This is a genomic window from Hyphomonas sp. GM-8P (genome assembly GCF_003263315.1).
Lineage (GTDB): Bacteria > Pseudomonadota > Alphaproteobacteria > Caulobacterales > Hyphomonadaceae > Hyphomonas.
In genome coordinates this window covers 1-2,635 of the sequence record NZ_AWFE01000121.1, presented here as the reverse complement: position 1 = coordinate 2,635, position 2,635 = coordinate 1, and the positions used below count along the sequence as shown (strand labels likewise).

General features: G+C 55.7%; 2 protein-coding genes. Both read left to right on the top strand.

The window, feature by feature from the left end:
- The first annotated feature begins 372 nt into the window (after positions 1–372).
- Positions 373–798, top strand: a complete 426-nt coding sequence (locus HY26_RS17140; RefSeq protein ID WP_051600085.1) for a copper-binding protein — start codon at positions 373–375, stop codon at positions 796–798.
- 66 nt (positions 799–864) lie between these two features.
- A partial coding sequence (locus HY26_RS17135; RefSeq protein ID WP_112074211.1) for a copper resistance system multicopper oxidase occupies positions 865–2,635 on the top strand: 1,771 nt, incomplete at its 3' end.

The window sequence follows — 2,635 nt, the reverse complement described above, 5'->3', positions numbered from 1 at the left end:
GCTTCCCAAGCTGACGACGAGAGTTCGATTCTCTTCACCCGCTCCAGTTTTTCTTTCATTATTTCAATGAGATAGAAGCCAGCAATGCTTTGGCCACGGAACACTTTCCTGTTCCAGCTAGAAACCAGCTAGAAAAGCACTTCTATCGATGGCCAATGGTAGGAAAGATAGAGAACCAAAGGCACATGCCAGACAGCAGCACGCCAATAGCTCCCTGTCCGGCTTCTCCGGCCCCAGCCAATGCTCAAGTGGAAATCCCCGGCGATTGACGCTATGAGGGAGAGAAGGATGCGGTGCGTATTGAACTCAGCTCAATCGCACTCTGGTCCGGACCGATCAGGATTGCCGGATGAAGCAAAGGGGGAAGTCCGTATGATCAGATATGCAGTTTTCGCCGGATCACTGGCACTTGCTCCTCTGGGTCTTGTGTCCTGTGCGCCAGCCTCACCCGTTTCACAGGAAGAGATCGCAGATCCGGATGCACTCGGAGCCGCGCTCGGCCCGAGGGTCGCACCAGCCTTTGGGTCGATCCTTTCGCTGGATTCCGCAAACCGAACCATCGAGATCACTCACACTCCGGTCAACGAAACCGGCTGGCCGATCATGCAGATGAACTTTTCCGTCGCGCACCATGTCGATGTCAGCGGATTTGCACCTGGCGACCCGGTCGAGTTCATTTTCGATTACTCGAATGAAGATGTTCCCGAGATTGTTGCCATAAGGCGCGTCAGCGCTCGCGAAGTAATCGAGGCACTGGTCCCCGACGACGAAGAGTCCTCCGGCAATGAGCCGAACTGAGTCAGACCTGAGGGTCTTGCTGCGCGAATGCGTAACAGTAGCCAACACGAATTGTTGGATACCGATATGCTTTCAAGACGACATCTGCTGCACTACACGCTGGGAGCAGGCGCTGCTCTCGGGGTAGCTGGTATGCTTCCAGCGTGGGCCCGCTCCTCCAGTGACGGAAACCTGGGAATTACTTCGGCCTCAGGTACCGCCTTCGATCTGGAGATTGCAGAGTTTCCGGTACGCATCAACGGTAAGACCGGAAAGGCCGTCGGCATCAATGGACAGCTGCCGGGCCCGCTGCTTCGCTTTCGCGAAGGCGAGACGGTGACGTTGAATGTCACCAACAAGCTTCAGGAAGACACGTCTGTTCATTGGCACGGCCTGCTTGTCCCGTTCCAGATGGATGGTGTACCGGGTGTTACGTTTCCAGGCATAAAACCTGGCAAGACATTCCGCTACCAGTTTCCGGTCCGACAGAATGGCACGTACTGGTATCATTCCCATTCCGGCCTGCAGGAACAACTAGGGCATTATGGCCCGATCATCATCGAACCGTCAGAGAGGGATCCCATCGGCTACGACCGGGAATACGTTCTGGTGCTCAGTGACTGGTCCTTCACAGACCCGCACCGGATTTATGCAAAGCTCAAGAATAATGCCGAAAGCCTGAACTTCCAGCGCAGGACCCTTCCCGACTTTTTGAGGGATGCCGCCAATAACGGATTCAGTGACACGCTGGAAGATCGCGCCATGTGGGGCAAAATGCGTATGTCCCCGCGCGATCTCGCAGACGTTGGGGCACCGACCTACACCTATCTCATAAACGGTCATTCCACCGCTGAGAATTTCAATATGGTGTTCCAGCCCGGCGAGCGCGTCAGACTGCGGATTATCAATGCATCAGCCATGTCGCTCTTCAATGTGCGCATTCCGGGTCTTCCAATGACCGTTGTGCAATCCGACGGTCTGAATATTCAGCCAATCGAGACGGACGAGTTCCAGATGGGCGTCGCAGAGACTTATGATGTTATCGTTGCTCCTGAAGATGATCAGACCTACGCCTTCGTCGCCGAGTCAATTGACCGTTCTGGTCAAGCCGTCGCCACCCTCGGCCCTCGACCCGGCCTGCGTGCGGCGATTCCAGACCTGCGGCCTGTCCCATCACTGACGATGAAGGACATGGGCATGAGCCATAAGAGCATGGCCGGCATGAGCGATATGGAAAACAGGCCCACCATGTCCGACATGTCTGGTATGTCGAGCATGGATCACATGACACATGGGGATATGCCACGTACGGGTATGGGCCCGGATCCGCACGGCCCTCCAACGCAACTGGCGAGTGTTGAGGCGCCTCTCAAAAAGGGGCCTGGCGTTGCAAACATTGCGGCCATGCCCTCAAGCCGGCTTGATGAGCCGGGCATTGGATTATCCGATCAGCCGCACCGTACACTGACCTATTCTCAGCTTCGCAGCCTCGAGCCGAATCCCGACTCCCGATCACCGCAGAGAGAAGTCGTCATACACCTCACCTCCAATATGGAACGCTATATGTGGTCATTCGACGGCGTGAAGTTTTCAGAAGTCACGCAGTCCATCCGGTTTCGCGAAGGCGAACGTGTCCGATTGACCCTCATCAACGATACAATGATGCCACACCCGATCCATCTCCATGGGATGTTCTTCGACCTCGTCAACGGAGGAGGAGATCATAAGCCGCGCAAGCATACCGTGGTCGTCAAACCCGCAGAAAAGCTGAGCGTTGACGTTTCGGCAGAACATGTCGGCGACTGGGCCTTTCACTGCCACCTGCTCTACCACATGCATGCCGGCATGATGCAGGTCG